This is a genomic window from Azospirillum sp. TSO22-1, from assembly GCF_003116015.1.
Lineage (GTDB): Bacteria > Pseudomonadota > Alphaproteobacteria > Azospirillales > Azospirillaceae > Azospirillum.
In genome coordinates this window covers 46,998-65,264 of record NZ_LGQZ01000076.1, presented here as the reverse complement: position 1 = coordinate 65,264, position 18,267 = coordinate 46,998, and the positions used below count along the sequence as shown (strand labels likewise).

The following is an 18,267-nucleotide window of genomic DNA, read 5'->3' as shown; positions in this document are numbered from 1 at the left end:
AGCCCCGCTGTATAAGGGCGACGGTCCCGAGAGTCAACCGTGGGGGTGGGGGTGCGGCGCGCAGCCCTGCGGTTTCAGCACGCGCGTGGTGCCGGGCGGGTTGTTCGCCAGCTTTTCCGCCGGGCGCACCGGGCGGCGGACCAGCTCGCCGCCGCAGTTCGGACAGCGGCCGTCCAGCACCGCGTCCTTGCAGCCGCCGCAGAAGGTGCACTCGAAGGAGCAGATGTAGGCGTCCAGCGACTCCGGCGGCAGGTCCTTGTCGCAGCACTCGCAGTTGGGGCGCAGTTCCAGCATGGGGCGGGTCCTCAGGCGGGCGGCAGGTCGCCGCGGGTGCCGACGGACAGCTCGTTGCCGTCGGGATCGTGGACGATGAACACGCGGTTGCCGGCGCCGGTGGTGTGGGTGCCGGACTCCAGCCACACGCCGGCGGCGCGCAGGCGGGCCTCGACGGCTTCGGGTTCGGGGCTGTGGATCAGGAAGACGATCGCCGTCTGCGGGGTGGCCGGCCGCCGGAACGGGCTGTCCGCCAGGACCAGACGCGCGCCGTCTCCCAAGGCGAACCACGCCATGCGGACCGGCTGCCCGTCCTCGTAGGTGCTGGACAGGGAGCGGATCTCCGGGCCGAGAAGAAGCCGGTAGAAGGCGAGGCACGCATCGTGGTCGCGCGTGCGGATCGCCAGTTCCAGAAGGGGCGGGGCGTCGGTCATGGTGGCGTCGCCGTGTGGTTGCGCAACCACCGGAACGCTAAACCAGATTTCAGGGGAAGTACAGGCGTCAGGCCCCCTCCCAACCTCCCCTTACTTCGCGAGGGGAGGTTGGGAGGGGGCCTGACGCGGGCGCGTCTCCCACCCGCCCCGGCGCCGCGGTCGCCGCCAGATGCAGCCAGTGCCGGTACGCCGCCTCGTCCACCGGCCGGCGGTGCTTCAGCCCGATGCGCAAAATCTCCGGTAGCCTCGTCAGCACCCACAGATCCGTCGTCCGCGGCCCGTGCCGCAGGTTCTTCCAGCTGTTCCCCGCCCACACGCGGGCGAATCGCCAGGGCAGCAGCCGCACCGGGCAGCGGGCGACCTCGCGGATCAGGTCGTTGCGGTGGTCGAAGCGGCGGACCAGCCCCGGCACGCGGTTCTTCTCGCTCTTGTGGTGGTGGACCATGACGTCGGGCAGCGCCATCACCCGCCAGCCGGCGCCGTACAGGCGCAGGCAGCGCTCCTTCTCCTCGCCCTGGCGGTAGAACTCGGCAAGGTACAGCCCCGTCTGTTCGACCGCCGTCCGGCGCAGCAGGTGGCCGCAGCCGACGTACCACGGCACCTCGAACGGTGCGGCACCTGGCGGCAGGTAGACCAGCCCGTCGCGCGTCGTGATGTTGCAGGCCGCCGCCGCCACGTCCGGGTGCGCCTCCATGTGGGCGACGGCGCGGGCGAGGCCGTCGTCGTCGACGAACCAGGAATCGTCGTCCACCGACAGCACGTAGTCGCCCGTCGTGTTCACGAAGCCGAAGTTGCGCGCCCAGATCAGCCCGCGGTTCTCCGGCAGGCGGACGTAGCGCGCGTCGGGGAACTCCGCCCGCATCATGGCGCCGGTGCCGTCGGTCGAGCCGTCGTCCACCACCAGGATCTCCGCCACCGCGAGGCTCTGCCCGCGCAGGCGGGTCAGCGCGGTGCGCAACTCGGCGCACCGGTTGAAGGTGGCGATGACGGCGCTGACGGTGGCCATGTCAGGCGCTCCTGCGCTTCGCGCCGGGAAGCGGCAGCGGCACCGGCGGTGCCTTCAGCTCCTCGGGGTAGCGGTCGAGCAGGCCGGACAGGTACCAGCCGGCGAAGCGCCGGAACGCCGCCGGGTCGCGCCGCGCCAGCAGGTGGTAGAGCCCGTATTTGACCAGCGTCTTCGGCACCGCCGCCTTGCCCTCGTAGCGGCCGTGGATGTAGCCCATGTTGCGGAAATAGTAGGAGGCGCGCGCCTCCGGCAGCTCCTCGACCCAGCCGAGCCAGCCGCCGAACAGGTCGACGCGGCGGCTCTGCGCGCGCGGGTGGACGTGGCGGGCGTGCACCGCGGTGCCCAGGCGCATGCCGGCCCGGCGGGCGCGCAGGCCGAACTCCCACTCGTCGCCCCAGATGAACATCTCACGCTTGATGTTGCCGATGACCTCGAAGACGCGGCGGTGGATCAGCGTGCCGTTGAACGGGCAGACGTCGCCGAGCAGAACCCCGCCGTCCCCCGCGGCGGCCACCGCGGCGTCGGCGCGGGTGTGCCCGGCGAGGCGGAAGGCCAGCTCGTCCGGCGCCTGCGCCGCCACCACCATGGCCCCGGTGATGTCCAGCCGGTGCGCCTCGGCCTGGTGCAGCAGTTCGGCCAGCGCGCCCGGCTGCGGATGGCCGTCGTCGTCCATCGCCCAGGTCCACAGCAGGTCGCTCGCCACCGCGCGGGCGAAGGCGGTGTGGTAGGCGCCGGCCGAACCGCAGTTGCGTTGCCGGACCACGTCGAGGTCGGGCTGCGCCGCCAGCCATTCGGCGGTGCCGTCGGTCGAGCCGCTGTCGACCACGATGATGCGCGCCGGCCGCGGCTTTTGCGCGCGCACCGCCTCGACGCAGGCGCGCAGAAGCGCCAGGCGGTTGAAGGTGACGATGGCGGCGGCCACCGGAGCGGTGTGGGGCATGACGGTCCTCAGCGGGGCGCGCGGGTGATCAGCGGGCCGGGGTTCTGCTCGCGCGCGCCGAAGGCGGCCCAGGCACGCATGAACCGGCTCAGCACCACCCACAGCAGGATCGGCAGCAGGGCGAAGAAGCCGAACTTGAAGATCGTGATGCCGCCGTCGCGGTACCATTGCAGCGACAGCGGCACGAAGGTGCAGAAGAACAGCACGCCCTGCGGGGTGCGGCAGCCCTTCGTCCAGAACCAGCGGTGCACCCGCCCCAGCACGAGGCCGACCACCACCATCGTCAGGATCATGCCGATCCAGCCGCCGCTCATCCAGCCGTCGCCGGCCAGCGAGGCGGTGAGGTTGGAGAAGTTGCCGAAGTCGTTCAGCTCCACCCACTTGACCGGTGCGCCGACCGGCTTGCCCGGCCAGAAGATGCGCGGGATCGGCTCGGTGAACAGCTGCAGGTACTGGGTGAACCACGTGTGGGTGCCCGACTGCCCCGGCACCACCCACAGGATGAAGCTGAGGAAGTCGAAGTTGGCGAGGTCCTGGTTGGCGAGGCTGTCGATGAAGCTGCGCCCCGGCTCGTCCAGCAGCGGCGGCGCCTCGCCGCTCAGCGCCGCGCGCGTCCAGCCGCGGTTGGAGCCCAGCAGGTGGAACAGGTACAGCACCGGCAACCCGGCGAGCACCTGCCACCACGCGAACCACCTGTGCTTCGAGCGGTAGAGCAGCAGCAGCACCAGCGAGATCACCCCCATGATGATCGCCCAGCGACCCCAGCCGAGGTACGCGCGGTACAGCACGAAGCCGAGGAACGGGATGAAGGACAGCGGGTTGAAGCGGCTGATGAAGACCAGCCCCAGCGTCAGCGGCAGGCCGATGGCGTGCGCCTCGGCGATGTAGCCGGTGGTGTTGACGTAGATCGGCTGGCCGGTGACGGGGTCGCGCTCCATCTGCACGTCGCCGGTGAAGTCGAAGCTGGCGCCGTCCTGCCGCATCACCGCGGAGTAGATCGCCAGCGGCGCCAGCAGCGCCAGCGTCAGGCCGTAGGCGACCAGCTCGGCGCGATCGAACTCCAGCTTCGGCTGCGCCTTCAGGTCCGGGCGGACGTTGCCGGCGACGCCGCAGGCGATGGCGAAGGCGACCATCGCCACCGTGCTGACCGTCAGCGTGAGGATGAACTGCTGGTCGTTCGGCCAGAAGCCCATGAAGAGCCAGACGTTGTCGAAGCCGTAGAGGTGCACCAGCACCGGCCGGGCGACGAACACCAGGCCATGGAAGATCAGGTAGTAGGTGAGCGGGTGGAACATGGACGCCGACCCGCTCATCAGGAAGACCGCCACGACCAGCGCGAACACCGCGGCCTGTGCGATCAGCGCCGTTTCGATCATCGGTCGGTCCCGCCCCATCCGCTGCGCGTCGTCCGACCGGTGAAACAGCCGCTCCGGCGGCGGGGTCCGTTCGCGACGGGGCGCATCGGGCTTGCCCCAGGCGGACGTGCACCGCTTGCGCGTCTTGGGCGCGTGTCGGTGGCACCACCTTTGGGCCTTGGACGCGGCGCCGCCGGGACTTCAGTTTTCGCGGGGGACTCGGGTGGAGGGATGATGATCCGGCGGCTTGCGGTGATGCTCGCGGTGCTCTGGGCGCTTCCGGCGTGGGCGGCGGACGGCGCCTTTTACGTCGCCCCCACCGGCGGCGACGGCGGGAGCGGCCACGCCGACAGCCCCTTCGCCACGCTGAAGCGCGCGGTGGAGGCAGCGCGCAAGGCCGGCGTGAAGTCCATCGTCGTGCGCGGCGGCCATTACCGGATGGAGCAGACGCTGACCCTCGCCGCCGAGGACGAAGGGCTGCGCATCGCCGCCGCACCCGGCGAAACGCCGGTGTTCTCCGGTGCCGAGCGGGTGGAGGGCTTCAAGCCGGAGGCCGGCGGCGTGTTCGCGGCACCGCTCGGCCGCGAGCCGGGCCTCGACGTGACGCTGGCCGGCACGCGCCTGCAGGCGGCGCGCAGCGGCGACTACACGCCGGACGACCCGATCCGCTCGGGCTGGGCGGTGGCGACCGCGGTGAAGGGCGGCGGCGACAAGCGGCGCTTCCGCTTCACCCCCGGCGCGGTCGACCCGAAATGGGCGCAGCCCGGCGTGCGGGTGCAGACGCTGGACCGCGAGCGGCTGGCCGACGACATCGCCGGCATCCGGCAGATCGACGCGGCGAGCCACACGCTGACGCTGGACGCCGATGCCTGGTACCCGCTGCGCGACGGCGCCACCTTCCGCCTGCTCGGCCATCCGGACTTCCTGAAGTTCCCCGGGCAGTTCGCCTGGCGGGCCAGGGACAAGCGCCTGCTGCTGCTGCCGCCCGACGCCGGGGCGTTCGGGCGCGAGCCGGCGGTGCTGGTGGCGCGGCTGGCGCCGCTGCTGCGGCTGGCCGGCACCTCCGCGGTCACGCTGGAGGGATTGGCGTTCGAGGACGTGCCTTACAGCGGGCCGGCGGTGCTGATCGACGGCGGCGGCCGGCACCGCATCGTCGGCAACCGCTTCGCCAACGTCGGCAAGGCACTGGAGCTGAACGGCAGTTCCGATAACGAGGTGCGCGGCAACCGGATGGAGCACCTGGGCCGCAGCGGCGTGGAGGTGAAGCCGGGCAGCGCCGGTAACCGCATCGTCGCCAACACCATCGACGGGGTGGGGGAGGTGGCGCTGTTCAGCGCCGGGGTGTCCCTGTCCGGCGTGACCGACACCGTGGTCGGCCACAACGACATCCGCCGCTCGGCGCGCTACGGCATCTCGCTGAAGAACTGGAACCCGGAGACGGTCAACACCGGCACGGTGATCGAGTACAACCGCATCCGCGACACCGGGCGCGAGACCGCCGACGCCGGCGCCATCGAGACGCTGGGGCGCAGCGACACCGACACCCGCACCATCATCCGCTACAACGACATCCGCGAGACCGGCGGGCTGGCCACCGACGCCGCCGGGCGCTGGCTGGAACGCTACAAGGGCTTCGGCATCTACCTGGACGACCTGACCAACGGCGTGCTGGTGGAGGGCAACTTCCTGATGGACACCGGCTGGGCGTCGGTCTTCATCCACGGCGGCGACAACAACCGGGTGGAGAACAACATCGCTGTGCTGACCCGGCCGAACGACAGGTTCCTGCGCCTGGAATGGGTGCCGAAGGCCGGCGTCGCCGGCTTCCTGAAGGACAACGCGATCACGCAGAACGTCATCCACCTGCGCGCCCCGGTGAAGGACATCGTCGAGAGCCACACCGGCGGGCAGCCGGTGCTCAACGCCAACGTCATCGACCGCCCCGGCAGCGGTGCGGCGCCGCGCCCCCCGGCGACCGCGCGCTCGCAGCAGGGCCCGCGGCTGGCCAACCCGTACTTCGTCGATCCGGCCAACGACGATTTCCGCCTGCGCCCCGACGGGCAGGCGCGCGAGCTGGGCATCGAGGACCTGCCCTGGTCGCGCATCGGGCCGGCGGGGTATCCGGGGCGGTAGACCCTACAGCGACCGCGGCGCGGGGGCGGCCTCGCGCTCGCGGCGCGCGGGTTCGGGCTGCGGCACCGGGCCGATCAGCATCGCCACCAGGCGCTCCAGGCCCTCGCGGCTCTGCTCGTGCGCGGCTTGGGCGCGGGCCAGCGCGGCCTGGGCGGAGCGGTGCAGCGCCTCGCGGTCGGCGGCCCAGGTGCGCAGCGTCGGCAGCACCGCCCGCACGAAGTCCTCGTCCACCGGCACCACGCGCCCGGCGGGACCGGGGCCGAGGTCGCCGGCGATGCAGCCGCGCGCAAAGGCCAGCGCCGGCACGCCGGCCGCCAGCGCCTCGAACAGCACCAGCGGCTGCGCCTCGTTGCGGTAGCGGGTCGGGAAGACGAAGACGTCGATGCCGCGGTAGAACGCCTCCTTGGCCTCGCCGTCGAGGGGGCCGAGGTACTCCACCGCGTCGCCGAACTCGTAGAGGCCGGCGGCGATCAGCGCCTCGTCCATGCGGCCGAGGCCCGGCCCGGCGAGCACCAGCTTGGCCGGGACGCCCTCGTCCAGCAGGGCGCGCAGCAGCGAGAACAGCGTGTCCAGCCCCTTGTCCATGCACAGGTTGGACAGGTGCCCCAGGCGCAGCGCGCCGTGGCTGCGGCGCAGCGGGGCGGGGGCCTCGTCCGGCGGCGTGAAGATGGCGTTGGACAGCACCACCCCCTGCCGTGCCGCCGGGTACAGCGCCTGGAACCGCGCCTGCATGGCCGGCGACAGCAGGATGTGCCGGCAGCGCGGCCCGGCGACGCGGGTCAGCAGCGCCATGCGCGCCTTGCGCTTCGTCAGGTACGCGTAGGAGTGGTGATGCACGAACAGCGCGTAGCCGAGCAGCCGCGCCACCCCCAGCAGGAAGATCGTGTACCAGCAGCCCAGCCCGGCGTCGGCCGGCATGTACAGCCGCTTGTCGGCGCGCATGGCGCCGGCCCACAGCTGCAAGGCCGCCCACAGCACCCGGCTGGCCTTCACCGCGTGGTACAGCGGCCCCCGCCCGTTGTGGCCGGGCGACAGGTTGGCGGCGCGCACAGTGCCGTGCCGGCGCAGCCGCTCCAGCACCAGGGTGGTGACGCGGGCCATGCCGTCGATGGGCGGCGGCAGGCGGCCGGCGACGATGATCCAGGGGGATGCGGGCGCGCGGCGGGTCGGCATGCGGCTCATCCCTCGCTCCGGCGCGCGGCGGGCAGGCTTGTCGGCAGCGGGGCGGATTCCGGCAGGGCGTTCAGGCTGGCCAGCGCCTTCTCCACCGCCTCGGCGAAATGGCCGGCGTCGGCGACCGGCTGGAAGGCGCGGCCGGCGAGGCTCATGCGCTGCCACTCCGCCTCGTCGCCGGACAGCGCCAGCATGGCGCGGGCGAGGCCCTCCGGGTTGTCGGGCTCGACCACGTGGCCGTTGACGCCCTGGCGCACCAGCAGGTCGCGCGCCCCGCAGACGTCGGACAGCACCACCGGCAGGCCCATGGCCAGCGCCTCGTTGACCACCAGCCCGAACTGCTCCTCGGTGGAGGGCAGCAGCAGCGCCAGCGTGGTGCCCAGCGTTTCGGCGATGCCCTTCTCCTGAAGGAAGCCGCGGAAGATCACGTGTCCGGCCAGCCCGTGCCGCTCGACCGCGGCGCGCAGCTCCGCCTCCAGCGGGCCGGAGCCGCAGAGGTGCAGCGGCCGGGCACCGGCGCCGGCGAGGTCGCGGTAGAGCGCGTAGGCCTCGACGGCGCGCAGCAGGTTCTTCTTCGGCACGAAGCGGGCGATGATGGTGAAGTGCCGCCCGGTCCACGGCGTACCGTCCGGGGCGGGCGGCGTGCCGGCCAACGCGCGGATGCGGTCCAGCGACAGCGTGTCGTAGCCGAGGAAGATCCGCTCCCCCGGGATGCCCAGCAGGCGCAGGTAGTCGCGCGTGCGCTCGCTGCCGGCGAGGCCGGCCTGATAGGGCGCGTAGAACAGCGCCTTGCCCAGCTCGCGCGTCAGGAAGCGCGGCTTGTCGTCGAACTTCGACGCCTGCATGGCGACGAGGCGGCGGCCCATGGCGCGCAGCGTCACCGCCAGCGCGAAGACGTCCGGGTCCTCGTAGTTGCACAGGAAGGCCGCATGCGGACGAAGCCCGAGGCATGCGCGCGCCAGCGCGGCGTAGATTACGGGCCACGCCACCTGGTCCTTGGAGCGGCCGGGGAACAGGGTGATCTTGCGGAAGTGCCGGCCCTGCCCGGTGGAGTCCCAGGCGTAGGTGTGGCTCTTCGAGCCGATCTCCAGCCCGACCACGTCGAACCGGTCGCCGAGGCGCCGGCCGACCGCCTCCAGCCGGTCCATGTGGTAGGGGCCGAACATCTCCCAGGAGAAGACCAGGGCGGGTTTGCGGACGCCGCTCATCGCCCCTCCTCCCCCATCAGCAGCCGCGCGTAGCGCGCCAGCGTCACCGGGCGCGACGCGTTCTCCTCCGCCCAGGCGCGGCCGCGGCGGCCCATGGCGGCGCACACCGCCGGGTTGTCGAGCAGCTGCGCCACCGCCTCCGCCATCGCCCCGGCGTCGCCCGGCGGCACGCAGCGGAAGGCGCCGACCTCGGCGCCCAGCCGCTCCAGCGCCGAGCCCGCCTCGCAGGTGCAGACGAACGGCCGGCCGGCGGCCATGATGGTCACCGCCTTCCCGGGCATGGCGAAGGCCGCCCCCTCCGGGCGTTGCGGCACGAGGTGCACGTCGCCCTCGGCCAGCCCCTCGTTCAGCCGGTGGCCGGGGGTCAACGGCTCGAACGACAGGTTGGGCAGCGCCATGCGCCCGGCCCGTTCGCGCAGCTCCGCCTCGATGCCGCCCTGGCCGCGCAGCACGACGCGCGCCCCGGGCATGCGGGCGTGCAGGATGACCGCCATGTCCAGCACCACCTCCAGCCCCTGCTTGCGGGCGAAGGCGCCGCTGTACAGCACGGTCGGCGGCCGGTCGGGCAGGCGGGGCAGGGGATGGATGCGGTCGGTGTCGACGTAGGGCGGGATGACGTGGACCGGCACGGTGACGCCGAGGTCGCGCAGCACCGCGCGCATCGGCTCGGACAGCACCACCACGGCGTCGGCGCGGTTCAGCGCCAGCCGCTCGACCGCCCGCAGCGCCCTCACCGCCAGCCCGCCGCCGAGGCCGAGCGCGCCGGCCAGCCCGCTCTGGATGTCGTGCACGACGGCGACGTGCCGGCCGCCGGGCGCCGTGCAGCGGTCGGCGACGGCGACGCTGAAGATCGACGGGCACAGCGACAGCACCGCCCGGTGCGCCGGCACCCGCCCGCCGGCCCGCGCCGTCATGAAGCCGGAATGCAGCACGCCCTCGTGCAGGAAGCGGGCACGCAGGCCGCCGCCCTTCGGCGGGATGGTCAGGAAGCGTTCGATGCGCACGCCGTCGGCCACCTCGCCGTCGCGGCGGCCGTCCGCGTACTCGGGATAGACCTGCTGGCCCGGGTAGTTGGGGCGCGCGGTCAGGACGGTCGTCGCCGCCCCCGCCGCCGCGAACGAGGTGGCGAGGTCGGTCATCATCGGCGCGCTGCCGGCCGGCTCCGGCCAATAGCTCATGGCGACCAGCAGCACCGCCGGCGGCACGGCGACCTGGTCGAGCGTCGGGCGGGTCGCCGCCGGGGCGCGCAGGGCGGTGTCGGGCATCGCCTCACTCCGCCGCCGCGGCGTAGGGGGCGGCGCCGTTCCCCAGGAACCACGCGTAGGTGCGCCGGATGCCCTCGTCCAGCGGCATCCGGGCGCGCCATCCGATGGCGGTCAGCCGGGTCACGTCCACCACCTTGCGCGGGTGGCCGTCGGGCTTGGTCAGGTCCTGCTCGATGCGGCCGGCGTAGCCGACGGTCTCGCGCACCAGCTCGGCCAGGTCGCGGATGGCGATGTCCTCGCCGGTGCCGAGATTGATCAGCTCGCCCTCGTCATAATGCCGCATCAGGTGGATGCAGGCGTCGGCCATGTCGTCCACGTACAGGAACTCGCGCCGCGGCGTGCCGGTGCCCCACAGCGTGACGCTGGGCGCCCCCGCCACCTTGGCGTCGTGGAAGCGGCGGATCAGGCCGGGCAGCACGTGCGAGGACTCCGGCTCGAAATGGTCGCCGGGGCCGTAGAGGTTGGCCGGCTGCCCGCAGATGGCGTTGAAGCCGTGCTGCTTGCGGTAGGCCTGGCACATGGTGATGCCGGCGATCTTGGCGACGGCGTAGGGCTTGTTGCTGGGCTCCAGCGCGCCGGTCAGCAGCGCGTCCTCGCGCATCGGCTGCTCGGCGAGGCGCGGGTAGATGCAGGACGAACCGAGGAACAGCAGCTTGCCCACCCCCGCCCGCCACGCCGCGTCGATGACGTTGGTCTGGATCAGCAGGTTGTCGCGGATGAAGTCCGCCCCCTGCCGCTCGTTGGCGAGGATGCCGCCGACCCGCGCGGCGGCGAGGAAGACGTGCTCGATCTTCTCGCGGTCGAAGAAGGCGCGCACGGCGGCCTGGTCGGTCAGGTCCAGCTCGGCGCGGGTGCGCGTCACGAGGTTGGCGTGGCCCTCCGCGGCGAGCTGCCGGAGGATCGCCGATCCCACCAGCCCGCGGTGCCCGGCGACGAAGATGCGGCTGTCCTGATGCATGGTCATGGTGTGGTTTCCTGAATCCTTCCTCGCCGTCGCTTGCCCCCACCCCCGACCCCTCCCCCGCTTCGCAAGGGAGGGGAGAGCGTCAGACCCCCTCCCCTGCGAAGCGGGGGAGGGATGGGGTGGGGGCAATGCTCGCTCACTACTCCGCCGCCCGCAGCGGCGCGTCGCCGGCGATGCGCTGGGCGTACCAGTCGACGACGCCCGGCAAGCCCTCCGCCAGCGGGACGCGCGGGCGGTAGCCGAGACGCTCCAGGCGGCCGATGTCCGGGCAGCGGCGGCCGGTGCCGCCGGGGGCGGGCGGGCCGGCGATGACCTCCGCCTCGCGGCCGAAGCAGGCCACCACCCGGCGGGCGAGGTCGCCGACGCTGACCTCCTCCGGATTGCCGACGTGGTAGACGCCGAGGTGCTCGCCTTTGTCGATCACCGTGACGATGCCGTCCACCGCGTCGTCGATGTGCACGAAGGCGCGCGTCTGCGTGCCGTCGCCCTGGATCGGGAAGGCCACCGGGCCGCGCGGCGGACTGAGGGCCATGGCGGCGACGGCGCGGCGCACGAACTCCGGCACCACGTGCTCCCACCCCATGTCGGGGCCGTAGACGTTGTGCGGGCGGAAGATGGCGACGCGGTCGAAGCCGGTGCGTCCCCAGTTCACCGCCAGCAGCTCGGAGATCAGCTTCGACCCGCCGTAGGAATAGCGGGGGTTCAGCACGTCCGGCACCACCAGCGGCACGTCCTCCGGCGTCGGCACCACCGGCGGCGTCTGGTACGCCTCCGACGACGAGGCGAGGACGAGGGTGCCCACGCCCCCGGCCCGGCAGGCGTCCAGCACGTTCAGCATGCCGCGCACGCCGACGTCCAGCACCACCTCCGGCTTCTCGTAGAAGTGCCGGGTGCCGTTGACGGCGGCGAGGTGCAGCACCGCGTCGGTGCCGCGCACCGCGGTGCGCACGGTGTCGGCGTCGCGGATGTCGCCGCCGATGAACTCGACGCTGTCGGCGATGCCGGCGAGCCGGCCCATGTGGCCGCGCGAGTTGTCGTCGAGCACGCGGACGCGGTGCCCGTCGTTCAGCAGGCGGCGGACCAGCGCGGCGCCGATGAAGCCGCTGCCGCCGGTGACGAGATAGTGCGTCATCGCCCCCTCACCCCGCGTGCGCGAAGCGCACCGCCCCGTGGCCGCCCAGCGCGATGTACGCGGTGCCCTCGGGGAGATCGACCTCGCGGCTGTTGAAGTTGTTCCAGAAGTCGTAGATGAAGCCCGGCCGGTCCATGCGGCTCGCCAGATCGGGCAGCGGCATGCTGGTGAAGACCGGGTGGTTGTTGAGGATCACCGCCAGGTTGGCGCCGCGCACGGCGCCGTCCATGCTCGCCGCCGGCTCCAGGCCGAAGGCGCGGATCTGCTCCGGCGCCACCACCGCGTCGAAGCCGCGCCAGCGCGCGGCCGGGAAGCGGGCGCGCAGCTCGTCGAACACCGGCTTCGCCATGGTGCCGCGCAGGTCGTCCGTCTCCGGCCGGCCCTTGAAGGCGAGGCCCATCAGGCTGATCGTCGGCTCCCTGGGGAAGCCCTGCATGGAGTTGGCGAGGCTGTGCAGGAAGCCCGCGACCTCATGCGGCTGGGCCTCGTTGACGTGGCGGCCGGCGGCGGTGATCTCCAGCTCGACGCCGTGCTCGCGGGCGCCCTCGATCAGGATGTGCGGGTCCTTCTCCAGGCACGGGCCGCCGACCGGGCCGGGCAGCGGCAGGTTGGTGCGCGGGTAGCCCAGCTTGCCGGCCCGCACCACCTCCGCCGCGCTGATCTCCAGGCTGTTGCACAGCCGGGCGATCTCGTTGGAGAAGGCGAAGGTGACGTCGCGGTAGGTGTTGTCCACCAGCTTGATCAGCTCCGCCGTCTCCGGCGTCGAGACCTTGACCGTGGTCGGCGTCAGGAAGCCGAAGATCTGCGAGGCGCGCGCCGCCACGTCCATGCTCTCGGCGCCGATGATCTGCGGCAGCTGCTCCAGCTCGACCAGCGCCTGGCCTTCCAGCGTGCGCTCCGGGCAGAAGGCGATGTCGAAGCGCTTGCCCGACGCGTCGAGGATCGGCTTCACGACGCCGCGCGTGGTGCCGAGCTTCACCGTGGAGCGCAGGATGACCATGTCGCCGTCGTTCAGGCATTCGGCCACCTGCCGGGTCGCCGCCTCGATCATGTCGGTGCGCACGCGGCCCATCCGGTCCAGCGGGGTGCCGACCGTGATGATGTAGACGCTGTGCCGGTGCTCGCACTCCGGCGTCCGGCCGAAGCTGAAGCGGCCGCGGCCCAGCACGTGGCGCAGCCGTTCGGCGAGGCCCGGCTCGTGGAAGTGGGGCAGGCCATGGGCCAGCTTGTCCAGGATGTCGCCGCGGATCTCCACGCCGTGCACCTGGAAACCCGCGTCGGCCATCGCCACCGCCAGCGTCATGCCGACATAGCCGAGACCCAGCACGCAGACATTGCGGTCGGGAAAGGAGTTGGGAAGCATTCGTCCGTGGCCCTGCCTAAATTGACGCCATACTCAGAAAGGCGTTGCCCATGCGTCGCCTCGTAGTGCCTCAGCTGCGAACAGCTTTTAGTAGAGGATTGTTCCCACTATTCCAATGAATTAGAAGGTGCCGAAAGAGAAGACAGTTGGATTGTGCAGCTCATTGGGTGGATGATCGACGGTGTTGCAAGAGGAATTCTGAAAATATACTTGCGGTCAAAGCGGCGCGGCCGGGCATCATCCGTCCGCGGGCTTGCCTATCCGGTTGGGATCACCCTCATGCGGAGGCTCCGACCAGCCGGCGCAGGCGCGACACCGCGACCAGCCCGGCGAGCGGCACCACCGCCGCGTAGACCATCGCCATGCAGGTTCCGCCCACCGCCAGCACCGCCAGCGGGTGGCGCGGCACCGCCTGCGGCAGCAGGTGCCCGATCAGCACCCAGCTGGCCACCGCCAGCAGCGCGCAGGCCGCCGCCCGCGCCGCGATTCCCAGGTAGAGCTGCCCGACCGCGCGCCGGTGCAGCCACGCCATGCCGGCGGTGCACACCAGCTCCGACGCCAGCGTGGCGGCGGCGGAGCCCTCCATCCCCCAGCGCGGGATGGCCCAGAGATTGAGCGCCGCGTTGACCGCGCCGCCGGTCAGGATCACCGCCATGTAGCCGGTCTGCCGGTGCCAGACCAGCAGCGGGTTGCCCAGCACCATGTTCAGGTAGATGACGCCCAGCGCCGCCATCAGCAGGCGCAGCGCGTTGACCGCCGGGGCGTAGGCCTCGCCGAAGAACAGCATCAGGATCTCCGGCGCCAGCGTCAGCCCGGTCGCCGAGGCCAGCGCGCCGACCACCAGCATGGTGGTGGCGTAGTCGTGCATGCGCACGCGCATCCGTTCATGGTCGCCATAGGCCGAGGCGAGCTGCGGCAGGAAGCTGTTCATCACGATGTGGCCGGCGGTGGAGGCCAGCATCAGCACCTTGAACGAGGCCGAGTACCAGCCGACCTGCGTCTTGTCGGCCATGAAGCCGAGCATCACCGTGTCGAGGTGCGAGAAGATCGCCCAGGCGAAGACGCTGACCGCCATCGGCGCCGCCGCGCTCAGCATGACGCGCCACGCGCCGAAGTCGAAGCGCGGGCGCGGCGCGCCGAACTCGCGGGTGTAGCGGACCACGACCAGGAGCGCGTTGAACAGCACCGACAGCGCGGTGATGCCGGCGGCGATCACCACGTCCTCCGGCCCGCGCACCAGCGCCAGCGTGGCGATCATGGTGACGACGGCGTTGCCGGCCTCGCGCCCGGCGATGACGCCCATGCGCTCGGTGCCCTGGTAGTAGAAGTCGATGATCAGCGCCTGCCCGAACAGCTGGACGATCTGCACCCACAGCACCGCCTTGACCAGCGTCGGCTTGTCCAGCGCGTGGACGATCAGCGCGTACAGCCCGCCGACCAGGACGGCGAGCAGCACGCGGATGGTCAGCACGTGGTCGACGATCCGCTTCGCCTGGCTGCGGTCGCGGGCGATCTCGCGCACCGCGTAGGTGGACAGGCCGAGATTCACGAACAGCGCGGCGTAGGCGATGAACGCGGTGCCGAAGCCGATGAAGCCGTAATGCTCCGGGCCGAGGTGGCGCGCCGTCCACGCGGTGGCGACCAGACCGAAGGCCATGGTGAGCACCTTGGCGATCGCCAGCGCCCGGATGTTCAGGAAGATGAGCCGTCCGGCGGACATGCGGGTCCTGTCGGTGGTTGAGACGAATTTCCCTCCCCCAGCGGGGCTGGGGGAGGGCTTCGAACGTCAGTTCACGTAGTACCGGCGATACCCGTGGTACCGGCCGCTGTCCGGGAACTCGTACTGGGCGTGGCGGCGGGTATCGACCTGGCTGAACAGCACGCCGACCACGTCGGCGCCGGCCTCCACCAGCTCCTTCAGGCCGGCCATGGCGGTTTCGCGCTTGGTCTTGCCCCAGCGGACGATGAACACCGTCTGGTCGGCCAGCGCGGCCAGCAGCTTGCTCTCCGACACCGCCAGCACCGGCGGCGAGTCGAGGATCACCCGGTCGTACTCCAGGGCGAGGCGCGAGATCAGCTGGTGCATGCGGGCCGAGCCCAGCATGTCCTGCGGCAGCGCCGAGCCGTGGCCGGCGGAGATGACGTGCAGCCCGGTGCGCGGGTCGGTCTGCAGCACGTCCTGCACCGCCGCCTGACCGGACAGCACCTCGTAGAGGCCGCTGCGGTTCTCCAGGCCGAGCATGCGGTGCAGGCCCTTGCGGCGCAGGTCGCAGTCGACGATCACCACCCGCTGCCCGGCGTTGGCGCAGATCCGCGCGAAGCCGCCGGCGACCGAGCTCTTGCCCTCGTCCGGCACCGAGGAGGTGAACAGCAGCACCCGCTGCCGCCCGTCCGGGTTGGCCAGCAGCAGCGTGGTGCGCAGGCTCTGCAGCGCCTCGGTGTAGGAGGACAGCGGCCGGTCGATGACGTACTCGGCCGGGCTGCCGCGCAGCCGGCCCCAGCGGCCGATCATCGGCACGATCCCAAGGCCGCGCACGCCGGTCGCCAGCTCGAACTGGTGCGGGCTGCGGAAGCCGCGCTCGAAGTACTCGACCAGCATGGCCAGCAGCACGCCGACCGCGCCCGACGCGATCAGCGCCAGGATGACGATCAGCTTCTTGTTGGGCTGGCTGGGCAGCAGCGGGATGGCCGCCTGCGAGACGACGCGGGCGTCCGGCTGCTGGATGTCGTTCTGCGAGGTGACCTCCTGGAAGCGGGTCAGCAGCGTCTCGTACATGGTCTGCGAGGTTTCGGCGTCGCGCTCCAGCGTGCGGAGCGTGACGGTGGACTTCTGCTGCTCGTCCACCTTGCCCTGCAGCTCGTCCAGGCTGGCCTTCAGCGACTTTTCGCGGCCGCGCGCCAGCTCGACCTCGTTGTTGAGGCCCTGGACGATCTTGTCGACCTCCATGCGCATCTGGCCCTGCAGGTCGCGCAGCTGGCTCTGCAGGGTCTGGATCGCCGGGTGCTTGCCGCCGTAGCGCTGGTTGGCGTCGGCCATCTGGCGCTGCAGCTCGACCTCCTGCCGGCGCAGCGACTGGATCAGGCCGTTGCCCAGCACGTCGCCGATGGTGCCGACGCTGCGCTGGTTGCGCGTCAGGTTGGTGACCTCGCGCTGCTTGGCCTCCGCCGCCTCGCGCTGGGTGCGGGCGAGGACGTAGTTGGTGTTCAGCTCGGCCAGCTGCTGGGTGCTGATGGTGCGCGCCTCGCCGGACGCGGTCAGGCCGGTGCGGGCGCGGAACGCCTCCGCCGCGTCGCCGGCCTCGCGGGCCTCCTTGCGGACCTCGGCGATGCGCTCCTCCAGCCACTGGGTGGCTCGCTTGGTGGCCTTGAACTTCTCGTCCAGCTGATCGACCAGATACATCTGGGCGATGGTGTTGACGACGGTCGACGCCTTGCGCGGGTCCTCGCTGTCGAAGGTGACGGAGAGCACGTAGGACCGCCCCTGCGGCCGGACGTTCAGGTTGTCGAGCACCGCGTTGACCACCGAGGTCCTGCGGTTCTTCGCCTTCTCCTCCTCGGTCAGCTCGAACACCGGGCGGTTGCCCTGGAGCGTGTCCCGCCACGAATCCGGGATCCAGTTGCGCGGGTTGAGGTAGACGAGCAGCGGGTTGGGCGGCGGCCGCAGGTCGGCGTTGAACTCCGGATCGTTCACCAGGTTCAGCCGGTCGACGATCTTCTCGGCGAAGGTGGGGGACTTCAGCACCGCCACCTCGCTCTGCATCACGCTCATGTCGGCGCCGAGGCCGCCGAGCACCTCCTCGAACTTCGTCACGGAGGTCTTGCGGTGCTCCAGCATCACCAGCGTCTCGGCGGTGTAGAGCGGGGTGAGCTGGAACGCGATCCCCACGGCGGCGCCGGTGCCCAGCAGCATGGTGACGCCGATCAGCAGCTTGTGCCGCCACAGCATGCCGGCGGTGCGGCGCACCGCGTTCACCGCCGCGTCGGAGATGTTGAAGCTGACGTGTCCGCCCGGCCGCCGTGCGGGGTATTCCTGTATCTCCTGCGTCGCCAAAGCCGGTCCTCCCACATCCCTCCGAGGCCGCCGGGGCGGCATAGTCCTGGGGGCATGAACACCCTGGAGAGGGTGCCGTTTCACACGTGTTGCGGTGCATCCGGACAGGCAAGCGCGCCCTTGTGGGTCATCCGTTGGAACCATCGCGCCGTCGGTATGGACCCGTGCGGGACGCTTGCCGATAATGGCCGATCTTTTTCGCGGGGGAGGCTTGGCATGGCGCTGACGGGCACGGACTGGCTGGACGCGTTTCCGGCCCTGGCGCGGCTGGAAGCCGACGCGATGGCCCTGCTGGCGGCCGAGGGCATGCGCGTGCACATGCCGCGCGGCACCGTGCTGTTCCAGGCCGGCGCGCTGTGCCAGAGCTACCTGATGATGCTGGACGGCTCGGTCCGGGTGCAGATGGTGTCGGAGTCCGGGCGCGAGATCGTGCTGTACCGGGTGGCGCGCGGCGAGACCTGCATCCTCACCACCGCCTGCCTGATGACGCGCACCGGCTACAGCGCCGAAGGCGTGGGCGAGACGGACATCGACGCGGTGGGGCTGGGCGCCGCGGGCTTCCACGCGCTGCTGGCGCGCTCGGCGGTGTTCCGCGACTTCGTCTTCGCCTCCTTCGGCAACCGGTTGACCGGCATGCTGGCCCTGGTCGAGGAGGTCGCCTTCGGCCGCGTCGACCTGCGCCTGGCGCGCTTCCTGGTGGAGCACCGGGACGCGGCCGGCGGGCTCGACACCACGCACCAGGCGCTGGCGGTGGAACTCGGCACCGCCCGCGAGGTGGTGAGCCGGCAGCTCAAGGAGTTCGAGCGGCGCGGGCTGGTCGAGCTGACGCGCGGGCGCGTGCTGGTGCGCGACGTGCGCGGGCTGGAGGGGCTGGCGGCGTAGCGTTCAAGCCCTCCCCCAGCGGGGCTGGGGGAGGGTTGGGTGGGGGCTACGGATTCTCGGGAGGCCGCGGCCCCCACCTAACCTCCCC

Annotated in this window: 15 protein-coding genes; 2 read left to right on the top strand and 13 right to left on the bottom strand. The window is 71.7% G+C overall.

Going from position 1 to position 18,267, the window contains the following annotated elements:
* Positions 1-33: 33 nt before the first annotated feature.
* From TSO221_RS19795 to TSO221_RS19775, 5 genes are all read right to left on the bottom strand, one after another.
* A complete protein-coding gene (locus tag TSO221_RS19795) occupies positions 34-294 on the bottom strand; it encodes a DUF1272 domain-containing protein (RefSeq protein WP_109120237.1) in 261 nt (86 codons plus the stop codon).
* A gap of 11 nt (positions 295-305) precedes the next feature.
* Positions 306-707 (bottom strand): VOC family protein, encoded by a 402-nt coding sequence (locus TSO221_RS19790; protein WP_109120236.1) that lies wholly within the window; start codon positions 705-707, stop codon positions 306-308.
* 67 nt (positions 708-774) lie between these two features.
* Positions 775-1,713: a glycosyltransferase gene (locus TSO221_RS19785; protein WP_109120235.1), complete on the bottom strand. Its 939-nt coding sequence runs from the start codon at positions 1,711-1,713 to the stop codon at positions 775-777.
* A gap of 1 nt (position 1,714) precedes the next feature.
* Complete coding sequence (locus TSO221_RS19780) at positions 1,715-2,653, bottom strand: glycosyltransferase (protein ID WP_109120234.1); 939 nt, start codon at positions 2,651-2,653, stop codon at positions 1,715-1,717.
* An 8-nt stretch (positions 2,654-2,661) separates the two neighbouring features.
* Positions 2,662-4,029: a hypothetical protein gene (locus tag TSO221_RS19775; RefSeq protein ID WP_109120233.1), complete on the bottom strand. Its 1,368-nt coding sequence runs from the start codon at positions 4,027-4,029 to the stop codon at positions 2,662-2,664.
* A 213-nt stretch (positions 4,030-4,242) separates the two neighbouring features.
* On the opposite strand from TSO221_RS19775, the gene TSO221_RS19770 reads away from it, so the two are divergent.
* Positions 4,243-6,141, top strand: a complete 1,899-nt coding sequence (locus TSO221_RS19770) for a right-handed parallel beta-helix repeat-containing protein (RefSeq protein ID WP_158284144.1) — start codon at positions 4,243-4,245, stop codon at positions 6,139-6,141.
* A 3-nt stretch (positions 6,142-6,144) separates the two neighbouring features.
* On the opposite strand, the gene TSO221_RS19765 is transcribed toward TSO221_RS19770, so the two are convergent.
* The 8 genes from TSO221_RS19765 to TSO221_RS19730 form a co-directional block, all read right to left on the bottom strand.
* Entirely contained in the window at positions 6,145-7,314 is a 1,170-nt protein-coding gene (locus TSO221_RS19765) for a glycosyltransferase family 4 protein (RefSeq protein WP_109120285.1), read from the bottom strand.
* Between the two features lie 5 nt (positions 7,315-7,319).
* Positions 7,320-8,522, bottom strand: a complete 1,203-nt coding sequence (locus tag TSO221_RS19760) for a glycosyltransferase family 4 protein (protein ID WP_109120231.1) — start codon at positions 8,520-8,522, stop codon at positions 7,320-7,322.
* Complete coding sequence (locus tag TSO221_RS19755; protein ID WP_109120230.1) at positions 8,519-9,787, bottom strand: glycosyltransferase family 4 protein; 1,269 nt, start codon at positions 9,785-9,787, stop codon at positions 8,519-8,521. Before TSO221_RS19755 ends, TSO221_RS19760 begins: the two co-directional genes overlap by 4 nt.
* A gap of 4 nt (positions 9,788-9,791) precedes the next feature.
* Complete coding sequence (locus TSO221_RS19750) at positions 9,792-10,745, bottom strand: GDP-L-fucose synthase (RefSeq protein WP_109120284.1); 954 nt, start codon at positions 10,743-10,745, stop codon at positions 9,792-9,794.
* 145 nt (positions 10,746-10,890) lie between these two features.
* Positions 10,891-11,883, bottom strand: a complete 993-nt coding sequence (locus TSO221_RS19745) for an NAD-dependent epimerase/dehydratase family protein (protein WP_109120229.1) — start codon at positions 11,881-11,883, stop codon at positions 10,891-10,893.
* Between the two features lie 7 nt (positions 11,884-11,890).
* On the bottom strand, positions 11,891-13,246 hold the full coding sequence (locus tag TSO221_RS19740; RefSeq protein ID WP_109120228.1) for a nucleotide sugar dehydrogenase: 1,356 nt from the start codon (positions 13,244-13,246) through the stop codon (positions 11,891-11,893).
* A 277-nt stretch (positions 13,247-13,523) separates the two neighbouring features.
* Entirely contained in the window at positions 13,524-14,966 is a 1,443-nt protein-coding gene (locus tag TSO221_RS19735) for a flippase (RefSeq protein WP_109120227.1), read from the bottom strand.
* 66 nt (positions 14,967-15,032) lie between these two features.
* Positions 15,033-17,297 (bottom strand): polysaccharide biosynthesis tyrosine autokinase, encoded by a 2,265-nt coding sequence (locus TSO221_RS19730; RefSeq protein WP_211099134.1) that lies wholly within the window; start codon positions 17,295-17,297, stop codon positions 15,033-15,035.
* 216 nt (positions 17,298-17,513) lie between these two features.
* On the opposite strand from TSO221_RS19730, the gene TSO221_RS19725 reads away from it, so the two are divergent.
* On the top strand, positions 17,514-18,179 hold the full coding sequence (locus tag TSO221_RS19725) for a Crp/Fnr family transcriptional regulator (RefSeq protein ID WP_109120225.1): 666 nt from the start codon (positions 17,514-17,516) through the stop codon (positions 18,177-18,179).
* The last annotated feature ends 88 nt before the right edge of the window (positions 18,180-18,267 follow it).

What these genes read in the sequence shown, in the direction of transcription:
- TSO221_RS19795 (WP_109120237.1), bottom strand. Translation starts at nt 294, where the DNA reads ATGCTGGAACTGCGCCCCAACTGCGAGTGCTGCGACAAGGACCTGCCG.
- TSO221_RS19750 (WP_109120284.1), bottom strand. Translation starts at nt 10,745, where the DNA reads ATGCATCAGGACAGCCGCATCTTCGTCGCCGGGCACCGCGGGCTGGTG.
- TSO221_RS19770 (WP_158284144.1), top strand. Translation starts at nt 4,243, where the DNA reads ATGATCCGGCGGCTTGCGGTGATGCTCGCGGTGCTCTGGGCGCTTCCG.
- TSO221_RS19765 (WP_109120285.1), bottom strand. Translation starts at nt 7,314, where the DNA reads ATGCCGACCCGCCGCGCGCCCGCATCCCCCTGGATCATCGTCGCCGGC.
- TSO221_RS19725 (WP_109120225.1), top strand. Translation starts at nt 17,514, where the DNA reads ATGGCGCTGACGGGCACGGACTGGCTGGACGCGTTTCCGGCCCTGGCG.
- TSO221_RS19740 (WP_109120228.1), bottom strand. Translation starts at nt 13,246, where the DNA reads ATGCTTCCCAACTCCTTTCCCGACCGCAATGTCTGCGTGCTGGGTCTC.
- TSO221_RS19735 (WP_109120227.1), bottom strand. Translation starts at nt 14,966, where the DNA reads ATGTCCGCCGGACGGCTCATCTTCCTGAACATCCGGGCGCTGGCGATC.
- TSO221_RS19745 (WP_109120229.1), bottom strand. Translation starts at nt 11,883, where the DNA reads ATGACGCACTATCTCGTCACCGGCGGCAGCGGCTTCATCGGCGCCGCG.
- TSO221_RS19780 (WP_109120234.1), bottom strand. Translation starts at nt 2,653, where the DNA reads ATGCCCCACACCGCTCCGGTGGCCGCCGCCATCGTCACCTTCAACCGC.
- TSO221_RS19775 (WP_109120233.1), bottom strand. Translation starts at nt 4,029, where the DNA reads ATGATCGAAACGGCGCTGATCGCACAGGCCGCGGTGTTCGCGCTGGTC.
- TSO221_RS19785 (WP_109120235.1), bottom strand. Translation starts at nt 1,713, where the DNA reads ATGGCCACCGTCAGCGCCGTCATCGCCACCTTCAACCGGTGCGCCGAG.
- TSO221_RS19790 (WP_109120236.1), bottom strand. Translation starts at nt 707, where the DNA reads ATGACCGACGCCCCGCCCCTTCTGGAACTGGCGATCCGCACGCGCGAC.
- TSO221_RS19755 (WP_109120230.1), bottom strand. Translation starts at nt 9,787, where the DNA reads ATGCCCGACACCGCCCTGCGCGCCCCGGCGGCGACCCGCCCGACGCTC.
- TSO221_RS19760 (WP_109120231.1), bottom strand. Translation starts at nt 8,522, where the DNA reads ATGAGCGGCGTCCGCAAACCCGCCCTGGTCTTCTCCTGGGAGATGTTC.